The organism is Kitasatospora sp. NPDC127060, assembly GCF_042724935.1.
Lineage (GTDB): Bacteria > Actinomycetota > Actinomycetes > Streptomycetales > Streptomycetaceae > Kitasatospora.
The window spans coordinates 40,873-57,845 of the sequence record NZ_JBHXEG010000062.1 but is presented as its reverse complement, the minus strand read 5'-3'; the positions used below and the strand labels follow the sequence as shown (position 1 = coordinate 57,845).

The following is a 16,973-nucleotide window of genomic DNA, read 5'->3' as shown; positions in this document are numbered from 1 at the left end:
GGCCTCCGGAATCCCGGAGGCCCACCGTCGTTCGTCGTCGCCGTGGTTCAGACCGACCGGCACGTGGTGAACGGCGTCGCGACCACTCACCACGTGCCGGTCGGTCTCAGTGCCGGTCGGCCTCAGTGCTGGGCGGCCTCCGCGGCGGCCGGGGCCGGGGCGGCCGCCGGGGCGGTGGCGAAGCCCTTGCGGCCGAGCGCCAGGATGGTCAGGGTGACCAGGGCGCCCGCGGTGCCGCACAGCGCCGCCCAGTGCTCGTTGGTGTGCGCCAGCACGTTGCCGACGGCCGCCGAACCCAGCGAGGTGCCGGCCGCGAACAGCGTCACCAGCCAGGCGAAGGCCTCGGTGGTGGTGCCCGGCGGCGCCAACTCGCCGACCAGCACGAAGGTGACGGTCAGCATCGGGGCCAGGAACGCGCCGGTGAGCAGCATCAGCACCACCATGTAGCCCGGCGGCGGCACCAGCACCAGCAGCCCGTACCCGACCACCAGGCCGGCGGCGAACAGCACCCCGCGGTTGGCGAGCGTGCCCGGCCAGCGGCGCGAGCCGTAGACCAGCACACCGGCCAGCGAGCCGAAGGCGTTCAGGGCCAGCAGCGAGGGCGCGCCACCGGGCACGTCCCAGCGCTCCGCGTACGAGACCACCAGCACGTTCAGGGTGCCGATCGCGAAGCCCACCCCGGTCAGCGCGCTGAGCAGGGTGACCAGCCGGCCGCTGCGCAGCGGGCCGAGCCAGTCGGTCGAGCGCGCCTCGGCCCGCCACTCCCGGGACGGCCGGGCGCTGGCCACCACCGCGACCCCGAACAGCCCCAGCAGCGCCTGGACGTACAGCGCGGCCGTCGGCGACCAGATCGCGACGCTGCCGGTGACCACCAGGGGGCCCGCCACGAAGACGAGTTCCTGGGCGCTGGAGTCCAGCGCGTAGGCCGACTCCAGCTTCTCGGCGGGGGCGATCGCCGGCCAGAGCACCCGCAGGCAGGGCTCCAGCGGGGGCGTCATGGAGCCCGCGAGCACGGCGCCGACCAGCACGGCGGCGGGCTGGTGCGGCGCCAGCGCGATGGCGAGGAAGCCCGCCGCGGCGAGCAGCGCGGTCGGCACCAGGACGCGGGTCTGCCCCCAGCGGTCGACCAGCCGGCCCAGCAGCGGTGAGCCGACCGCCGCCGAGATGGCGTAGGAGCCGGCCGCGGCGCCGACGAAGCCGTACCCCGCCCCGGCCTCGCGCAGCGCCAGCGGGATGGTCAGCGCGGCCATCGCGGAGGGCAGCCTCCCCACCCAACTGCCCAGCAGCAGACGGGTGACGGAGGGGGACCGGAGTAAGACGAGGAAGCTCATGAGCACCACCTTAGGGGGATCTACGCGCGTGTACCCACCGATTCAGGGATTGGCCGGGACATGAAGACGGAGCACCGCCGGACGGTCCGTACGCACCCCCACCTCGATGTCCGTGACGGCGGTCGCGCGGTGGTGCGCCAGGCCCGGCGCGGCGGTGACCCAGGCGTGCCCGGTGGGGCGGTCCGCCCAGCACGCCACCCCGTCGCCGCGGGCCGTGCTGTGCCAGAAGTAGCGGTGCTGGTGTCCGGGCGGGAACAGGGCGAGGAGGGCGGGCGGGGCGTCGCGCAGGTCGACGCCGAGCAGCCGGTCGCGCTCGTCGAAGGTCAGCCAGACCTCGCCGCGGTAGCCGATCCGCACCAGCGGGCCGGTCGCCGGGGCGTCGAACACGGCCTGCAGGAAGCCCGACTTCGGGTCCCAGTCCACCCGGGGCACGGCCGCCGGGCCGGGGCCGGGCCCGCCCGCCGGGAGGCCCAGCCCGGCCTCCGTCCGGTAGTCGGCGGCCAGCCGGTGCACCAGGTCCATCCGGTCGGCGGCCAGTCGGCGGGCCGGCGCGGTCAGCAGCTCGCGCTCGGCCCGGAGCAGCGTCTCGTACAGCTCCGGCGGGGCCGGCCGGGGGCGGCCCGCGGCCGGGTCCGGGTCGTCCGGGTGCCAGGGCGGGCCCTCCCCGGTCAGCGCCCGCTGGAGCCCGGCGGCGCCCATCGCGTCGATCCGCTCGGCGTCCAGCACGGCCGCGCCGTACGGGCTTTCGGCGGGCCGGGCGCCCGGCCCGACCACCGTGAGCAGCTCCGGGTGCAGCTTTCCGGGCACCCCCGAGCGGGTCAGGAAGTCCAGGGCGGTGTCCCGGGCGCCGCCCGGGGCGTCCCGCGCGCCGGGCAGCCGGAAGCGGTGGTACAGGTAGGCGGCGCAGTGGGCGGTGCCCGCGGCGAGCCCCGACTCCTCGGCGATCCGGCCCGCCAGCACGGCGGTCCGGGAGAGGTGGCCGGTGTCGTAGGGCGCGTCGAGCGCGCCCAGGTCGGCGAGGGTGTGGTCGTGCAGGCGCTCGAATATCGACGTCACGGCCTTCGGACTCCTCGGTCCGTGCTGGGTGGGCGTGGAGCGGCCTGCCCGAGCGCGGCCGGCGGGTGCTGCCGGGCGTCCGGTCGGGCGGGGCCGGTGGGAACGGATCGGTGGAGAGGCGGAACGGCCGACTTCTCTCCGGATCCGCCCGTCAGGATCGTTCGCACCGATCCACCCTGTCAAGAACGCCTACGGGTCTCCCGGCGCCCCGTCAGGTCAGCCGCCCGCGCTCCGGATCGACCCGGAACGCGGCGGCGAGGTCCGCCGCCAGCGCCGGGATCTCCGTCAGGGCGAGGCCCGAGACGGTCAGCCGCAGTCCGGGGCCGGAGCGCAGCCGGAAGGTCGCCCCCGGGGCCACCGCCCAGCCCCGCTGGAGCAGTGCCACCACGGCCGAGGTCTCGTCCCGCACCGGGATCCAGACGTTGAAGCCGCTGCGCCCCAGCGCCGGCACGCCCTCCGCGGCCAGCGCGCGGATCAGTGCGTCGCGCCGCTCGGTGTAGTGGGCGGCCACCCGGGCGCGGTCCACCGAGGCGTCCGCCAGCAGCCGGGCGGCGGCCCGCTGGAGCACGTGGCTGACCCAGCCGGTGCCCAGCCGCTGGCGGCCGCGCAGCCGGTCCACGGTGTCGGCGTCGCCGGTCAGCACGGCCAACCGCATGTCGGGGCCGAGGAGTTTGGTGACCGAGCGGACCACCGTCCAGTGCCGCGTGATCGGGCGCCCGTCCGCCGCGCACACCGGGTGGTAGGGGGTGTCGGCGATGGCGTGCCCGAAGTCGTCCTCGATCAGCAGTACGTCGGGGTGGTCCGCCAGCACCGCGCGCAGCTCGGCGGCCCGGGCGGCGCCGACCGTCGCGCCGGTGGGGTTCTGGGCGCGCGAGGTGATCACCAGGGCGGCGGCGCCGGCCGCCAGCGCCTCCGCGACGTCCTGCGGGCGGGGGCCGTCGTCGTCCACCCCGACCCCGGTCATCCGCAGGCCGAGGGCCGGGAGCAGGTCGTGCAGGCTGCCCCAGCCCGGGTCCTCGACGGCGACCAGGTCGCCCGGGCGCAGCCGGGTCTGCAGCACCCGCTCGATCGCGTCCAGCGCGCCCGAGGCGACGGCGGTGGACCCGGCGGGCAGGCCGTCGGCGGTGAACTCCCGCCGGGCGATGGCCAGCAGGCCGGGGTCCATCGCCGGGCGGCCGTACAGCACCGGGTCGCGCAGCTGCTCGTCGGCCGCGAAGGCCAGGGCGTCGGCGAGCGGCGGGAGCAGCGCGGCGTTGGGGTTGCCGTCCGTCAGGTCCCGGACCCCGTCCGGCACTTCGAACTGCCGCTGGTCGCGCGGGGTGTGGGTGGGCCGGGGCAGCACCCGGGTGCCGCGTCGGCCGCCGGTCTCGATGACGCCGCGGTCGCGCAGCAGCCGGTAGGCCGCCGCGGCGGTGTTGGGGTTCACGCCCAACTCGGTGGCGAGCCGGCGGAGCGGGGGCAGGGGGCTGCCCGGGGCGAGGTGTCCGGCGGCGACCGCCTGCTCGACGTCGGCGGCGATCTCGGTGGCTCGACGCCCGCGAATCCGGTGCTGCTCTGGCATGATGACCATTCTGCACGACTGCTTCCGGACCCGTTCGGAGTCCGCCCGGTCGGCTCACGTCCGAACCGCGGGACCGGCTCCCCGGCGCAGTCCCCGGCACGGTCCCGGGGCGGTCTCCGGAGCGGTCGTCGGCACAAGTCATCGGTACGTACTTCGAGGTGGATCAGTGATGCTCAAGGGCCAGACGCTCGTCTTCGACGCCGACGACACGCTGTGGGAGAACAACGTTCTCTTCGAGCGCGTCATCGACGGCTTTCTGAACTGGGCCTCCGCGCCCGAGGATCGCACCCGTACCAGGGTGTTGCTGGACGAGATCGAGGCGAAGAACGCCGTCACCCTCGGGTACGGCGCGGAGATGTTCCGGCAGAGCCTGCGGGACTGCCTGGAGTCCCTCAACGGGCGAATCCCGACGGACGCCGAGAACGACCGGGTGGAGGAACTCCTCACCCCTCTGACCAATCGCCAGGTCGAGCTGATCGAGGGCGTCGCGGAAACCCTCCTCACCCTCTCCGGGGAGCACGAACTCCTGCTGCTCACCAAGGGGAACCTGGAGGAGCAGCAGCGGAAGGTGGACGCCTCCCGGATCGCCCACCACTTCCGCAGCATCCACATCGTGCCCGAGAAGAACGTGGACACGTACCGGCAGCTCACCGCCGATCTGGGCCTGGAGGCCGGGCGCACCTGGATGATCGGGAACTCGCCGAAGTCCGACATCCTGCCCGCACTCCGGGCCGGTCTGAAGGCCGTCTACATTCCGCACGAGCACACCTGGGTGCTGGAACACGACGAGTTCCGGCCCGAGGAGGCGACGCTCGTGCTGCGCACCTTCGCGGAGTTGCTGGAACACTTCTGAGCCAAGCCCCCCCGATCATGACATGGCCTCCTCTAAACCTACCGGAGGCCCTTTCTTTCCGGTCACACCCGTGCCAGACTTGCCGCACCGCTGATCATTTAAGTCCTAGGCACCGTTGTGTGCCCGACCTCCTGAGAGTGACCTGTGGCCTCCTTAGACGCGGTTTCCGTGACTTCCCGCACTCCGGACATCCAGGGGCGGAGTAAGAAACTCTGGCATGTCGACGAGGGCCTCTGCCTGATCGAGATGATTCCCTCGCTCCGGAGTTTCACCTTCGATCGTGACGAACTCATCGACGGAACAGCTGAGTTGCGTCTCGACTTCTTCGAATTCGTTTCGGCGCGGCTCGCCGAACGCGGTGTCCTCACCGTCTTCCGTGAGCGGGTGGGGCCGACCAGTTACCTCGCCGACTACCGGCCGGCCCCGCCGTTCGAGGTCATCGTCAAGAACCGGGCGACCGGTTCGACCATCCGCAAGTACCCCGGCCTCTTCGAGGAGGGGCAGGTCCTGGACCACCCGGTCGTCAAGTTCGACTACCGGACCGACCCGGAGGACCAGCCGATCGGCGAGGACTACCTCCGGCTGCTCGGCGTCGACGTGGAACACCACCGACAGCTCGCGCTCGACTGCAACGCGGCCCTGCGCGACCTGCTCGCGCCGCTCGACCTCTGGGACTTCTGCCTCGTCATCGCGTCCGACGACGAGCACGGACTGGTCGTCAACTCCGAGATCTCGCCGGACTGCATGCGCCTCAAGACCGTCGACGGCATGCCCTACGACAAGGACATGTTCCGGCAGGGCGCCGGCCGGGAGGACATCCTCGCCCGCTGGGCCGAACTGATCAAGATGGTCTCCGGTGGGTGAGGCCTCGGGGCCGCCGGTCGCCCTGGTGACCGGCAGCAACCGGGGCACCGGACGGGCCGTCCGCAGCCGGCTGATCGCCGACGGGTACCACGTCCGCTGCCTCAACCGCACCCCCTGCGACGACCACGAGGACGCCGTCACCGTCGACTTCGCCGACCCGGCCGCCGTCGCCCTGGCCGCCGAGCGGGTGCTGGTCGACGCCCCGCGGCTGGACCTGCTGGTCGTCAACGCCGTCGCCCGCGGCTTCGGCGCCGTCGCGGACGTCACCGCGCAGGACTGGGACGAGGCCGTCGCGGTCAACCTCACCGCGCCGCTGCGGCTCGTCCAGGCCGCGCTGCCGCTGCTGCGCCGCAGCCAGGGGCACATCGTGCTGATGGGCTCGCACGCGGGCTCCCGGCCGTTCGAGGGCGGGGTCGCCTACTGCGCGACCAAGGCCGCGCTCAAGCAGGTGGCCGAGGTGCTGCTGATGGAGGAGCGCCGGCACGGGGTGCGCACCACCCTGCTCAGCCCCGGAGCGATCCGGAACTTCGACGACGACCACTCCGCGTACAAGATGAGCGTGGAGTCCGTCGCCGAAGTGGTGTCCTGGGCGGCGTCCACGCCGCGCGACACCGTCCTCGGGGAGATCGAACTCCGACCCGGCAGGCTGGACACCCCACCTGTCGTCGGGCTCGATCGCCTCCAGTACGTCTGACCGCACGTCTGAAGGTGCAAGAACTGCGACCGACAGGAGTGGAACCGTGGAACCGCATACCGGCACGGCCGGACTCTGCACGGCCGGACCCTGCACGGCCGAGCCCGAATGGGACGAGGGGCGACGGCGGTTCTCCGCCGACCTGCTGCCCGACGCGGACGGGCCGGACGCGGCCCTGATGTCCTTCCGGACGGTGGTGTGGGTCGGGTTCGGCGCGTCCGGAGCGGTCACCTCGGTCGACGTCCACGACATCCCGGCCCGGCTCTCCGACCGGATCCCCCGGGTGGAGGGCGATGACGTCCTCGGGCGCTCGGTCGTCGACACCCAGTGGCTCTGGGTGCCGTTCGGCAAGGAGCCGACGGCCCGCCGGCACGCGGGCACCGCCGACGTGGCGGCCGTGGTGACCGGCGCGGGCCTGGCCCGGCTCACCCTGACCTTCGTCCCGGAAACCCCGGAGGGCTGACCATGGCCGACGGTTACCGCCTGCTCGCCTGCGACCTCGACGGCACCCTGCTGGACTCCGCCGGCGCGCTTCCCGGTGCGGTGTCGGACGCGCTCGGCCGGGCGGTCGCGGCCGGCCTCACCGTCGCGGTGATCACCGCCCGCCCCCCGCGCGACGTGCCGGCCGCGATCCGGGCGGGCATCCCGCCCTCGGCCTACTGGGCGCACGGCAACGGGGCGTTGGTGTTCCGGCCGGGCGAACACCGGCCGAGCCGGCAGCTGGTCTTCGACCCGGCGGTGCCGCACCGGCTCGCGGCTGCCCTCGGGGAGGCGTGGCCGGACTGGGCGCTGGCCTTCGACCTGCTGGACGGGACGGTCGTCCAGCCAGGCTTCCCGGAGGAACTGGCCCGGCACTGGAACGGCGTCGAGTGGCGCGGCGGCGTGGAGTCGGCGCGGCCGGTGGTGAAGCTGCTGGCCTACCCGTTCGCCCAATTCGGTATCGAACTCGTACGCGCGGTACAGGAGTTGGTGGGTATCGACGCCGAAGTCACCGCGTCCGGACCGCACTTCCTGGAGCTCGGTCCGCGCGGCACGGGCAAGCACGGGGTGCTGGCCTGGATCGCGGCCGACCTCGGCCTGGACCTCGCCCAGACCGCCGCCGTCGGCGACGGCCTGAACGACTGCGGGATGATCCGGCTCGCGGGCCTCGGCGCCGCCCCGGCCAACGCCCCCGAGGCCGTCCGGAGCGCCGCCGACCGGCTGCTGCCGAGCAACGACGAGCACGCGGTGGCCCACCTGGTGGACCAACTGCTGGGCTGAGCCGGCGGCGGGAGCGCTCAGCAGTCCGGGACGGGATCCGTCTCGCTGGAGATGTCGGTGTCCTTCACGAAGCCGAGCCGCCCGTTGTCCGCGACGGTCATCAGCCAGCGGGTCGGGTGCGGGCCGCCGACCCAGGCCTGGTTGTCCTCCTTGCAGTAGAACCAGCTGGGGTCGGTGTTCAGGTAGCCGACGACGGTGTTCGGGTCCGGGTAGAGGTGGTTGTCGCCGACGGTGCCGTAGACCGCGGCGCCGGGCACGTTGTGGCAGTACCACCGGTTGCTCTCCCCGGGCCAGCAGTTGTCGGCCGCCGAGGCGGCGGGCGCGGCCACCACGCCCAGGCTAACGGCGAGGGCGGTGGCGGCGGCGGAGGCGGTGATCCGGGCGGCGCGGACGGTGCTGAACATCTCTCACTCCTGGCGTCGTGCCTGCGAGTCGGTCCGGCCGCAGGGTGCCCGGCGCCCCCGGCGTGTCACACCTGCGCCTCCGGCCGCGCCCCGAACTGGCCGGACTCCGACGGTTCGTGACCGAACTCCTTCGCTCGCCCGCGCGGACGCCCGGGCGGGTGTTCACCCGTGGCGCCCCGGCGCTCCGGCTCCCGGGCCGACTGCGCGGCGGCGGCGCGTCCACCGGCTCGGCGGCCGGTCGTCGTGGTCGCCCATGTGGCCACGCTCGGACTCCGCCCGGTGCCGGCCCGGGATGCGGAAACGGCGCCGCAGGGAGCGCACTCCGGATGACATGCGCCCGCTGGAGCCCGATCGGGACGCCCGCCGGGCCGCCCCCCCCGCGCCAGGCCGGATTCCAGCTCGTCGGCGTCCGTCCGCGGTTCCGCCGAATCCCCGCCCTCCTGGGCGCCGCCAACCTCCCGCCACCCCCACTCGCCGCAGGCGGCGCCCTACCTGTCGCTCTGGCTCTCGATGCCCGCGTCGGCCACCGCGATGGCGATCCCGAGCGCCTCCGTGATGTGGGTCGCCGCCGACATCACCCGGGCCGTGCCGACGATCGGCGCGATCGCGACCAGTACGTCCTGCAGCTGACTGGCAGTCATGTGCTCGCGCAGAGCCGGTTCGAGGTGCGCGAGGTACGAGACGGCTGGTGCGTCCATCGCGGCCAGGGCCGCGATCCGGATGGGGATCAGCATGTCGGGGGCCAGGCCGCAACGCTCGATCGAATCGGCGGTCATGGCCATGAGGGTGTCGAGAACGGGAGTTTCCGATGTGGTGGGCATGACATCTCCAGGTGTCGCTCTGCTCGGTCTGAGCTTCCCGCCCAGACGGGGCGTCCTTCGGCCGCCCCGTCCGACGGTAGGCAGGTGCCGGACCGCGCGCGCGGAGAGTGAGCCGCCCGAGTGGAAGGCCTTGCGACCATGACCGGCGAGCGGCGAAGTAGCAGCCGTCTCGCGGTCGTGGCAGCTTGGTGGGAGAGGCCTCCGACCGGGTCGCACGGAAACGGGCGACATCTTTCTCCGAAGGAGCCCGAGCATGGCCGGCAACGTCAGCAGAGCACAGGCTGGTACTGAAGTCAGTCGGAAGCGGTTCGCAACGGGTTGGACGCTCTTCGCCGCCTGCATGATGATCTTCGGTGGCACGATGGCGCTCTTCGAGGGGATCGGTGCCATCGTCAACGACGAGCGCTACGTCATCACCGGCAACTACGTCTACAAGTTCGACACCACCGGATGGGGCTGGCTGCACCTCATCCTGGGCATCGTGATCCTGGTGGCGGGCTTCGCGCTCCTCGGCGGCGCGATGTGGGCGCGGATACTCGGCGTGATCGTCGCAGGCCTGAACATGATCGCGAACTTCCTGTGGCTGCCCTACTACCCCTTCTGGGCCATCGTCCTGATCGCCGTCGACGTCGCCGTCATCTGGGCACTGACGGCAGGGACGCACCGGGAGGAGGTGCGAACCTAGAGCGCGGGTGACGGCAGGGCCGGACCCCACCGGCCCTGCGCCCACCCGACCGGGCGCCGCGCCCGCGGCCCGGGTTCGTCGCGCGTCGCCCTCGTCTTCGCCCGGTGAGTCAGCCGGCCGTTCCCCGGGACGGGACGGGCGCCCACCATCCACCCGTAGGCCGAATCCGGGTGGTGCGTGCACGACACCTCGCTTCTCCTGGAAGCACGTGCGGTGGTCGATGGCCACCCACTCGAGGAGGAAGCGATGGCGTCGACCCCATCAGAACCCGATCCCGAAGGCCCCGAAGGCGGCGGTGGGAGCAGTGGCGGTGCGGGCCGAGGGAGACCGCACGAGCAGCCCCCGGTGTCCCCGCCGGCCGGCAGCCCTGCGACACCCTCCCCGCCCGCCGGGACCGGCTCAGAAGGGACCGAGATCGCCCGGCTGCACGCCCGCATCGCCGCGCTGGAAGCAGCGCCGAAGGAGCGGGAGCACCACCGTTGGCGGACCTCCGGGGCCACGGTGCTGATCGTGATCGCCTCCCTGCTGTCCTTGCTGTCCGTGGTGGCGGTGTGGACATCCGGCTTCGTCGGCAATACCGACCGCTACGTCCAGACCATGGCTCCGCTCGCCACCGAACCCGACATCCAGCAGGCCGTGACGAACCGCGTCACCCAGGTCGTCCTCGAGCAGATCGACGTCGACGCGCTGGTCAAACAGCTCTCGGACGCGGCGGCCGAGCAGGGCGTGCCACCGAACGCCGCGAGTCTGATCGGCAACCTGACCGGGCCGATCAAGAGCGGACTCACCCAGCTGGTGAGCACGGTCGTCAACAAGGTCGTCACCAGCGACCAGTTCGCCACCATCTGGGTCGACGCCAACCGGGCCGTCCACACCGCCCTCGACAAGGCCCTCACCGGCAAGGGCGGTGGCGCCGTCAAACTCGAGAACAACCAGGTCGCCATCGACATCGCGCCGATCGTCGCGAAGGTGAAGACCGAACTGGTCGACGCCGGTCTGGGCCCGGCCGCGAAGATTCCGGACGTCCACACCAACTTCGTGGTCTTCCAGTCGCAGGACGTCGGCAAGGTCAAGACGTACTTCCGGCTGCTGGAGATCATGGGCGCCTGGCTGCCGGTCGTCACCGTGCTGATCGCCGCGGGCGGCGTCTTCCTGGCCGTCAACCGGCGCCGCGCGCTCGTCGGCGCCGCTGTCGGGGTGGCGCTGGCCATGCTGCTGCTCGGCATCGTGCTCACGGTCTTCCGCGCGATCTACCTCGACCACCTGCCGCCGGGCGCGAACCAGGCGGCCGCGGGAACGCTCTACGACACCCTCATCCGCTTCATGCGCGCCACGATCCGTGCGGTCGGCGCGGTGGCCGTGGTCACCGCCGTCGGTGCCTTCCTGATCGGCCCCTCCAAGCCCGCCGTCGCCGTCCGCACCGCCTGTCGGCGCATCATCACTTCCCTGCGCGACGCGCTGTACTCGCTCGGCATGAAGCTCGGCCCCGTCGGCCCGTTCGTGCACCGCTTCAAGCGCTGGATCGGCGCGGTGATCCTGCTCGTCGCGGCCCTGATCCTGGCGACCTGGTCCTACCCGACCTGGGCCGTGGTCCTGTGGATCACCTTCTTCGTGGCGCTGGCCTTCGCCATCCGGGAGTTCCTCGACACCGGGCCGGGCGGCGATCGGACACCACCGACGACGGCCCCGGGCGGACCGCCACCGGCCCACGCCTGACCGCGGCCGGTGTCGTCCTGGCCCGGCCGGCAACGGCCGGGCCACCAGGGCGGACGGCGTGGGGCCGGGCCCGAAGCCGAGAGCCACGAGTCGGCAGCGGAGGGGAATCGGCACCCAGTGCTCCTGACGATCTGGGGACCGGTGCGCTACGTCCGGCTGGTCCCCGGACATGTCCGGCGGCGGGCGGCAGAGCGTGCAGGTTGCCCGCCGATCGAACGGGAGAAGGACCGTCGCCCCAGCGGCCCGGTCACGGTCCGCGAAGGCGCTGGGGCTGTCGCCGCGGGTGGGACCGGCCGTCATGGTCCCACTCGGTCCTTCCCGTACGTTACCCATCGTGATCCCGCCGAACGTGGGCTTCGGAGAGCGCCCACGCGTCCCGGGCTGCCACTCTCTCGACCAGGCGTGCGGATCGGTGGTGGAGAACACGCTCGCGAGAGGCCGCGCTGCGCTTGCCTCGCGACCGGGCCGGGATCAAGACCTGCCGGTAGCCGGACAAGCCGTCGGAGGAGGGGCGGCAGCGGCCACGAGGAGTGGCTCTGATCAACATTTCGGGATCGCCCGTAGTTGATCGTCAGGGCCGTGCCCGGAACTCCGTGCCCCGACCGGGTGGCGGTTCGGACCGTGGCCGCAGTCAACGGGCCTCGTTCCAGCCCGAGGGCCACGATAAGAGGGTGGCCACCGTAGAGGAACCCCCTGCCGACGCCCCGGAGTCCGCCCTGACCCGCTTCGTGCTGCGCGCGGCCGCGGCCGACCCCGCCCACCTGCCCGAACTGCTCGCCAACTTCGCCGTCCACCACCTAGGCCGTCGCGCCGCTGCCTCGGTCGCCCGCGCCCGTGAGCGGCACCCCGAGGCCGGTGACGCCGAGCTGCGTGCCATGGTGATCACACGGGGTCGGCGGGTCAGCCAGAGCGAGGGCGCTTTCGTGGGAGGCCCGTTGATCGTGCTCGCCCCGTTCGCGTTCTGCACGGCGCTGCTGACCCAGAGCCGGATGATGCTGGAGCTGGGCGCGGTGGCCGGACGGGAGCCCACCGCCCCGGCCCGCGCGGCCGAGCTGCTGGTGATCCAGGGTGTGTACCCGGACGAGGAGCGGGCCGCCGCCGCGCTGGAGGCAGCGGCAGCGGCCCGTCCCGTCCCTCCCGGCCGCATTGCCGCGCTGTGGAGCGTGGTGAAGCGGATGGCGTACCTGCTCGGCGTGGCCACGCCCGACCAGCGGCCGGTGTCGGTGGCCGTGCACGTCCGGCGGTGGGTGCTGGTCGTGGCGGTCCTGCTCGTCGGTCTCGTCGCCCCATTGGTCTGGCTGCCCTACCTCGGCTACTCCTACCACCGCGCGACGCAGGAACTCGGTGACCGCGCCTCCGCGTACTACTCGGGAGACGGTTCCCCCGGGGCGCCCAGTAGCACCGCCGAGGTCCAGCCGGCGCTTGTGGGTGGCATCCTCAGCGTGCTGCTTTCGCTGGTGGTGCCGATCGGGGCGGTGGTGGTCCTGGTCGCCGCCGATGTCCGGCTGGCGGGCAGCCAGTATCCGGTACTCGCGATCGCGCTGATCGCGCTCTCCACCGTCGCCTGCGGGGCGTGGTACCTGCGGCGCTGGCGCCGCCGCCGTTCGGAGGCCTGGCCGACGGCTCCGTGAGGTGTCACCTGAGCAGGTCACTGGCCGAGACCAACGGCCGCGACCGACAGCCCCCGGGGAACACGACCTCTGGCAGCCGGCCGACGACAGGCCCGGCCCGGTAGTCGCCCCGGGGCTGCTCTCCGTGCGCGGCACCCGCCGGTGGCATCAGACATCACGGCGGTGTCTTCCCGGCGCACCGCTCGCGGGCGCCGGGGTCCCTGAAATCGGGATGCGGTAGGAGACCTGGCCGTAGCGGGTCAGGTGTGCGCATCCCGATCCATCCCCGCCGCGTGACCCGGCAACCCGGCGAACGTGTGCGGTCACCGCGGTACGTGGCGGAGGCGAGTGATGCACGCCGCCCCTCACAGGAGGCGCCGCACGGCCTCCATGATCGCGTTCCGGCAGTCCTCCGGGTCCGACGTCAGGACAGTCGTCGCCGGCATGCTCGCGGCATTCGTCGGGCTCCAGGCCGAGGCGATGGCCAGGACGAGGGTGAGAAGTGTGGCCGGGGTGAAGCCCGGTGTGCCCACTCCGCTCTTCCGAGCCGCTTCCAAGGAGGCGAGCTTGTCGTCGTGGGTCTGCTTGGCGACGGCAGGGTCCCGTTCCACGGCAGTGCCGCGTTCCAGCCGGTGCCAGGTCGCCAGGCGGAGCACCTCGGGGTGCTTCTGGTAGAAGTCGAACAGCCGCCCGGCGTAGCCCGGCAGGTCGTCAGGCGTGAAGGGCACCATGTCGAGGCCGCGCCCGAGGTGTGCGTCGAAGACGGCGTCGAAGAGCCCGTCCTTGTTGCAGAAGTAGACGTAGATGAGGTTCTTGTTCGCCGAGGCGATCTTGGCGATCCGGTCGACGCGGGCTCCCGCGATCCCGTACGCCGCGAACTCCTGGGTCGCTGCGTGGAGGATGCGCGCCTTCGTGGCCTCGGCTCGGGACATGGGAGTCATGCTAACAGCGCCTATTGGATCTTGCCGGGGCGTAGGACCCGGTGCCCTCGCCAGGTGAGCGCGTTCGCCGCTGGAGCCACGGTGGATCCGTTTGAGGCATGAGGCGATTCGTTCGGGAGTCCCGTCGGTGGTCTTGCTCCGGGTGAACCGGTGAGGGGGAGAAGTGCCCCGCCGGAACGGTGAGTTGCCACCACCCGGCGGTGACCGGGCCGACGGTCGGCGCGATGCGCAGACCCACGACGAGGCAGGCCGGGGGGCCGCGGCGACGTGCTCCTCGCGATCAGGGACCGGTGCGCGGCGTGTGTCGTCACCGCAGTCCGAAGGCGTCGATCACTGCCTCGGAGGCGAGCAGCATGACGGTGCACCACAGGGTGACACCGGCCATCAGCCAGCCGATCAGTCGCCACCGGGGCAGGCCCAGCGCCGTGCCAAGCATGGCCGATCCCCAGGTGCCGAAGAGCGCAGGCCCGATGATGCCGAAGCCGATCACGCCGTACCGGTTCACCAGGCGCCGGGCCCGTCGGCCGGTGGGGCCGTCAAGGCGGTTCCGGCGGTTGCGGCGGTTCTCGGGCGGCGGCCCGGCGGTGACGGGCCGCTGCTTCGAGCGCCGGAGCAGCCAGCGGGTACGCAGCCACCCGGCCGCGAAGACGGCGGACAGCAGGCATCCGGCCGCGCCGAGGAGTACGGCGACGAGCGCGAAGGGCGGGGGGAGGGAGGAGAGGCCGAAGGGTACGGCCGGGGTGCCCAGGGCGAATCCGGCGAGCACGGTCAAGGCGAAGTTCAGCACGCAGCACTCCTCGTCCTGGGGGCGGGCGCCACGTCGGTTCGCGGCGACAGTGAGTTAACTAACCAGTTATGCTATCGCGGTGACCACCTCACCATCCGCCTCAGCATCCTTGCCGGGCAGTTCGGTTGAACGACTGGCGGCATCCAGGTACGTACTTCTCACGACGTTCCGCCGGGATGGGCGGGCCGTGCCCACTCCGGTGTGGGTGATGGGGGACGGGGACTGCCTGGCCGTGTGGAGCGCGGCCGACGCCGGCAAGGTCAAACGGATCCGCAACAGCGGTCGGGTGACCGTCGCCCCCTGCGACTGGCGGGGAGTCCCGAAGGGGGAATCCGTGCCCGGTGTCGCCGAGTTGCCCGCCGACCGGGACACCGTCCACTACCTCGACCTGATGAAGCGCAAGTACGGCCTCGTCGCGCGGGTCGGCTTGCTGGGCAGCCGACTGAAGGGGTCCGGGTACCGCGCGGTGGGCATCCGGATCCGACTCGTGGAGTGACCCTCGCGGACCTCCGTCGCATCCGGCCATCGCCCTTTGCCCGAAGTCGTGTTGACGGGCCGTCGGATCTCGGGCAGCCTTGCCTTGAAATGTTAACCATCCAGTTAGTCAATCTATTTCGAACGGAGTGGCACCGCCATGTCGGCATCCACCACTGAGCTCACCGGCATCCCGCCCGAATCAGGACCCCCGTCCCCGCGGTCCTCGCTGCGGTGGTGGGCGCTGGCCGTGATCGGCCTGGCCCAGTTGATGATCATGCTGGACGCCACCATCGTGAACATCGCGCTGCCGTCCGCCCAGGCCGACCTGGGCTTCTCCGACAACGACAGGCAGTGGGTCGTCACCGCCTACGCACTCACCTTCGGCAGCTTGCTGCTGATCGGCGGGCGTGTCGCCGATCTCTTCGGCCGCAAGCAGGCCTTTCTCGCGGGTGTCATCGGATTCGCCGCCGCCTCGGCGCTCGGCGGAGCCGCCGGCAGCTTCGAACTCCTGGTGCTGGCCAGGGCGATCCAGGGCATCTCGGGTGCCCTGCTGGCCCCGGCGGCCCTCTCCCTGCTGACGACCATCTTCACCGACGTCAAGGAGCGGGGCCGGGCCTTCGCGATCTTCGGTGCCATCGCGGGCGCCGGCGGCGCGCTCGGCAACCTGCTCGGCGGCCTGCTGACCGAGTACCTCAACTGGCGTTGGACCCTCTACATCAACCTGGCGTTCGCGGCGGTGGCGCTCCTGGGCGGTCTGCTGCTGATCGAACGTCAGTCGCGGGCGGAGCGGCGCCCGAAGCTCGACGTCCCCGGTGCGGTACTCGTCACCCTGGGGCTCTTCGGCCTGGTCTACGGGTTCTCCAACGCCGAGTCGCGCGGGTGGAGTTCTCCCGCCAGCTGGGGTCTGCTGGTCGGAGGCCTCGCCCTGATCGCCCTCTTCGCGTACTGGCAGTCGACGACGGCCGGGCCGCTGCTGCCCCTGCGCATCCTCCTCGACAGGGATCGAGGCGCCTCCCAGATCGCCATTCTGGTCGCCACCGGAGGCATGTACGCGGTCGCGTTGTTCCTCGCCTACTACATGCAGCAGACGCTCAAGTACACCCCGGTCGAGGCGGGGCTCGCCTTCCTGCCCATCCCCGCCGCACTGGTCGTTGCCTCCGCCCTGGCCGTGGGGGTCCTGATGCCCCGGGTGGGGCCGAAGATCGTGATTCCCCTCGGGATGGCGCTGCTGGGCGTGGGCATGGTCTGGTTCACCCGCCTGGATCTGGACAGCACCTACACGGGAGGCATTCTGCCGCCGCTGCTCGTCCTGGGCCTCGGTCTCGGCCTGGTCTACGCGCCGGCGATCGACCTGGCCACCTACCGGGTTCACGAGGACGACGCCGGGGTGGCCTCCGCGGCGGTCAACACCTCGCAGCAGATCGGTGGTTCGTTGGGGATCGCCGTTCTCAACACGCTCGCGGCGACCGCCGCGGGCAGCTATCTCAGCAGCCGGCAGGCCACGCCCGAGGTGATCGCCGGGGCGGCGTTGCACGGCTACTCCACCGCGTACTGGTGGGCGGCCGGCCTCGCAGCCGTCGGGCTCGTCGTGACCTTCGCGCTGTACCGTCCCGGTGTTCGGGAGAAGTCCCCCGACGCGGTGAAGGCCGTCGCCATGTGACACCTGCTCCACGAAGTCCCTCCAGCCTTGAATCGCAAGCAGCCCCCGGGGCCGTGCCGCGCCCCTCGGGGGCCGGTCGCCGCCCCGGGGGCTGCATGGTCGGGCCGCCCTTGAGGAACTGATGGCGGAAGCCGAGTACGGCACCCGCAGTCCTCCCCGGGCTCCGGGGTCGGCACGGCACGAAGCCGCCTCGGCCCCGACGCCCGGCAGGACGGTGCGTAGGGCCTGTTCGGCGGCCTGCGGGGCGTAGTCC

At 72.3% G+C, this 16,973-nt stretch carries 17 protein-coding genes; 10 read left to right on the top strand and 7 right to left on the bottom strand.

The features are described from left to right. Positions 1 to 122: 122 nt before the first annotated feature. The 3 genes from ACFWIS_RS28790 to ACFWIS_RS28780 all read right to left on the bottom strand — a co-directional run bounded on the left by ACFWIS_RS28790 (position 123) and on the right by ACFWIS_RS28780 (position 3,948). Positions 123 to 1,331 (bottom strand): MFS transporter, encoded by a 1,209-nt coding sequence (locus ACFWIS_RS28790; RefSeq protein ID WP_380454441.1) that lies wholly within the window; start codon positions 1,329 to 1,331, stop codon positions 123 to 125. 42 nt (positions 1,332 to 1,373) lie between these two features. Continuing rightward, entirely contained in the window at positions 1,374 to 2,387 is a 1,014-nt protein-coding gene (locus ACFWIS_RS28785; protein ID WP_380454443.1) for a hypothetical protein, read from the bottom strand. Positions 2,388 to 2,598: 211 nt separating this feature from the next. Further along, positions 2,599 to 3,948 (bottom strand): aminotransferase class I/II-fold pyridoxal phosphate-dependent enzyme, encoded by a 1,350-nt coding sequence (locus ACFWIS_RS28780; RefSeq protein ID WP_380454445.1) that lies wholly within the window; start codon positions 3,946 to 3,948, stop codon positions 2,599 to 2,601. 169 nt (positions 3,949 to 4,117) lie between these two features. Here ACFWIS_RS28780 and ACFWIS_RS28775 point away from each other — a divergent pair, with 169 nt between their 5' ends. From ACFWIS_RS28775 to ACFWIS_RS28755, 5 genes are all read left to right on the top strand, one after another. Further along, a complete protein-coding gene (locus ACFWIS_RS28775) occupies positions 4,118 to 4,801 on the top strand; it encodes an HAD family hydrolase (protein WP_380454447.1) in 684 nt (227 codons plus the stop codon). A 168-nt stretch (positions 4,802 to 4,969) separates the two neighbouring features. Beyond that, the gene (locus tag ACFWIS_RS28770) at positions 4,970 to 5,665 is read left to right on the top strand and encodes a phosphoribosylaminoimidazolesuccinocarboxamide synthase (RefSeq protein WP_380454449.1); all 696 of its coding nucleotides are present in this window, start codon (positions 4,970 to 4,972) and stop codon (positions 5,663 to 5,665) included. Beyond that, a complete protein-coding gene (locus ACFWIS_RS28765) occupies positions 5,658 to 6,359 on the top strand; it encodes an SDR family oxidoreductase (RefSeq protein WP_380454451.1) in 702 nt (233 codons plus the stop codon). Before ACFWIS_RS28770 ends, ACFWIS_RS28765 begins: the two co-directional genes overlap by 8 nt. A 46-nt stretch (positions 6,360 to 6,405) precedes the next feature. Then, on the top strand, positions 6,406 to 6,822 hold the full coding sequence (locus ACFWIS_RS28760; RefSeq protein ID WP_380454453.1) for a hypothetical protein: 417 nt from the start codon (positions 6,406 to 6,408) through the stop codon (positions 6,820 to 6,822). A gap of 2 nt (positions 6,823 to 6,824) precedes the next feature. Next, positions 6,825 to 7,619: an HAD hydrolase family protein gene (locus ACFWIS_RS28755; RefSeq protein ID WP_380454455.1), complete on the top strand. Its 795-nt coding sequence runs from the start codon at positions 6,825 to 6,827 to the stop codon at positions 7,617 to 7,619. Positions 7,620 to 7,636: 17 nt separating this feature from the next. Here the strand turns inward: ACFWIS_RS28755 and ACFWIS_RS28750 are convergent, their stop codons facing one another. Beyond that, positions 7,637 to 8,023 carry a hypothetical protein gene (locus ACFWIS_RS28750; protein ID WP_380454457.1) on the bottom strand — a complete coding sequence of 129 codons (387 nt, stop codon included), beginning with the start codon at positions 8,021 to 8,023 and terminating at the stop codon, positions 7,637 to 7,639. A 488-nt stretch (positions 8,024 to 8,511) separates the two neighbouring features. Continuing rightward, on the bottom strand, positions 8,512 to 8,844 hold the full coding sequence (locus ACFWIS_RS28745) for a carboxymuconolactone decarboxylase (protein WP_380454459.1): 333 nt from the start codon (positions 8,842 to 8,844) through the stop codon (positions 8,512 to 8,514). 253 nt (positions 8,845 to 9,097) lie between these two features. Between ACFWIS_RS28745 and ACFWIS_RS28740 the strand changes: the two genes are divergently transcribed. The 3 genes from ACFWIS_RS28740 (at position 9,098) to ACFWIS_RS28730 (ending at position 12,876) form a co-directional block, all read left to right on the top strand. Next, positions 9,098 to 9,529 carry a hypothetical protein gene (locus ACFWIS_RS28740; protein ID WP_380454461.1) on the top strand — a complete coding sequence of 144 codons (432 nt, stop codon included), beginning with the start codon at positions 9,098 to 9,100 and terminating at the stop codon, positions 9,527 to 9,529. 345 nt (positions 9,530 to 9,874) lie between these two features. Next, positions 9,875 to 11,245, top strand: a complete 1,371-nt coding sequence (locus ACFWIS_RS28735) for a hypothetical protein (protein ID WP_380454463.1) — start codon at positions 9,875 to 9,877, stop codon at positions 11,243 to 11,245. 671 nt (positions 11,246 to 11,916) lie between these two features. After that, complete coding sequence (locus ACFWIS_RS28730) at positions 11,917 to 12,876, top strand: hypothetical protein (RefSeq protein WP_380454465.1); 960 nt, start codon at positions 11,917 to 11,919, stop codon at positions 12,874 to 12,876. A gap of 344 nt (positions 12,877 to 13,220) precedes the next feature. Here ACFWIS_RS28730 and ACFWIS_RS28725 read toward each other — a convergent pair whose 3' ends face one another. Both ACFWIS_RS28725 and ACFWIS_RS28720 read right to left on the bottom strand, forming a co-directional pair. Continuing rightward, positions 13,221 to 13,787 carry a TetR family transcriptional regulator gene (locus ACFWIS_RS28725; RefSeq protein ID WP_380454467.1) on the bottom strand — a complete coding sequence of 189 codons (567 nt, stop codon included), beginning with the start codon at positions 13,785 to 13,787 and terminating at the stop codon, positions 13,221 to 13,223. 316 nt (positions 13,788 to 14,103) lie between these two features. Next, complete coding sequence (locus tag ACFWIS_RS28720) at positions 14,104 to 14,583, bottom strand: hypothetical protein (RefSeq protein WP_380454468.1); 480 nt, start codon at positions 14,581 to 14,583, stop codon at positions 14,104 to 14,106. 79 nt (positions 14,584 to 14,662) lie between these two features. Here ACFWIS_RS28720 and ACFWIS_RS28715 point away from each other — a divergent pair, with 79 nt between their 5' ends. Together ACFWIS_RS28715 and ACFWIS_RS28710 are read left to right on the top strand one after the other, a co-directional pair. Next, positions 14,663 to 15,079, top strand: a complete 417-nt coding sequence (locus tag ACFWIS_RS28715) for a PPOX class F420-dependent oxidoreductase (RefSeq protein WP_380454469.1) — start codon at positions 14,663 to 14,665, stop codon at positions 15,077 to 15,079. A gap of 138 nt (positions 15,080 to 15,217) precedes the next feature. Beyond that, the gene (locus ACFWIS_RS28710) at positions 15,218 to 16,720 is read left to right on the top strand and encodes an MFS transporter (protein ID WP_380454471.1); all 1,503 of its coding nucleotides are present in this window, start codon (positions 15,218 to 15,220) and stop codon (positions 16,718 to 16,720) included. The last annotated feature ends 253 nt before the right edge of the window (positions 16,721 to 16,973 follow it).

Excerpts from the sequence above, each read along its gene's own strand:
- ACFWIS_RS28790 (WP_380454441.1), bottom strand. The coding sequence starts at position 1,331 with ATGAGCTTCCTCGTCTTACTCCGGTCCCCCTCCGTCACCCGTCTGCTG.
- ACFWIS_RS28780 (WP_380454445.1), bottom strand. The coding sequence starts at position 3,948 with ATGCCAGAGCAGCACCGGATTCGCGGGCGTCGAGCCACCGAGATCGCC.
- ACFWIS_RS28775 (WP_380454447.1), top strand. The coding sequence starts at position 4,118 with ATGCTCAAGGGCCAGACGCTCGTCTTCGACGCCGACGACACGCTGTGG.
- ACFWIS_RS28755 (WP_380454455.1), top strand. The coding sequence starts at position 6,825 with ATGGCCGACGGTTACCGCCTGCTCGCCTGCGACCTCGACGGCACCCTG.
- ACFWIS_RS28750 (WP_380454457.1), bottom strand. The coding sequence starts at position 8,023 with ATGTTCAGCACCGTCCGCGCCGCCCGGATCACCGCCTCCGCCGCCGCC.
- ACFWIS_RS28745 (WP_380454459.1), bottom strand. The coding sequence starts at position 8,844 with ATGCCCACCACATCGGAAACTCCCGTTCTCGACACCCTCATGGCCATG.
- ACFWIS_RS28740 (WP_380454461.1), top strand. The coding sequence starts at position 9,098 with ATGGCCGGCAACGTCAGCAGAGCACAGGCTGGTACTGAAGTCAGTCGG.
- ACFWIS_RS28725 (WP_380454467.1), bottom strand. The coding sequence starts at position 13,787 with ATGTCCCGAGCCGAGGCCACGAAGGCGCGCATCCTCCACGCAGCGACC.
- ACFWIS_RS28710 (WP_380454471.1), top strand. The coding sequence starts at position 15,218 with ATGTCGGCATCCACCACTGAGCTCACCGGCATCCCGCCCGAATCAGGA.